The sequence below is a fragment of the Mesorhizobium sp. M0633 genome, assembly GCF_040320645.1.
Taxonomy (GTDB): domain Bacteria; phylum Pseudomonadota; class Alphaproteobacteria; order Rhizobiales; family Rhizobiaceae; genus Mesorhizobium.
In genome coordinates, this window is record NZ_JAMYQC010000119.1 from 1 (window position 1) to 837 (window position 837).

1 protein-coding gene is annotated in these 837 nt (G+C 67.7%); it reads right to left on the bottom strand.

Going from position 1 to position 837, the window contains the following annotated elements:
- A partial coding sequence (locus tag NKI47_RS34930) for an FAD-dependent oxidoreductase (protein WP_352596383.1) occupies positions 1–733 on the bottom strand: 733 nt, incomplete at its 3' end.
- Positions 734–837 lie beyond the last annotated feature (104 nt).

The following is an 837-nucleotide window of genomic DNA, read 5'->3' on the forward strand; positions in this document are numbered from 1 at the left end:
TGGAGCGCGCCGTAACCGGTCCGGCGGACTGGCTTTCAATCATCGTCGCACCAACCATGAAACGGTGGTCGGTGCGCGGCACTGCATAGAGTGGAAAGCGCGGATGCAGCAGCCTGACCGGGCGCGACAGCGAGGTATCAGGGGTGCGCAGGATGAGCATTTCGCCGCGAACGCCGCGCAACCTGTCATCGGCGGCTGCCATTCCCGTGCAATCGATCTGACGATCGAAACCAAAAACATGCTGGGCGTCGGCGCCGAAGTGGAATTCGACACCCATGGCCGCGAGCTTGTCATGAAGCGCTGCCATCGCCTGGCGCGGATCGAGATGGCCCTCATCGGGAAAGAGCAATCCGCGGCGGAAGCGGCCGGCTAAGTCGGGCTCCAGCAAGGCAATTTCATCTTCCTCGACGCGCCGATAGCCCGTCGTGCGGCTGGCGAACCGGTCGAGCTCGCCCGCATCGCGCGGCGCGGCCACGACCAGCGTTCCGGTCCGCGTCACCTGGCCGGGCGTTGCGGCATCCCACCAGTCGGCGGCACCGCGCCCGAGATCCAGCACCGGCTGCTCGGCGCTTTCGCGCTCGCACCATGGCGCCAACATGCCGCCGGCGAACCACGACGCATTGCCCCCAAGGCCAGGCCTTGTCTCGGCAACGGAAACCGCCGCGCCGCGTGCGGCGAGCTCGAAGGCGGCGGTGAGGCCGGCAACGCCGGCCCCTTTGACCAGCACCTTCATGATGGCTCATGCGCCTGTGGCGAAAGCGGTGCGCCGGTCTCGTCCGCCGGCACGTAGAGATCGCCGCCCTCGCGGTATTTCGCCGCCATCGCCGCCATGCCCTC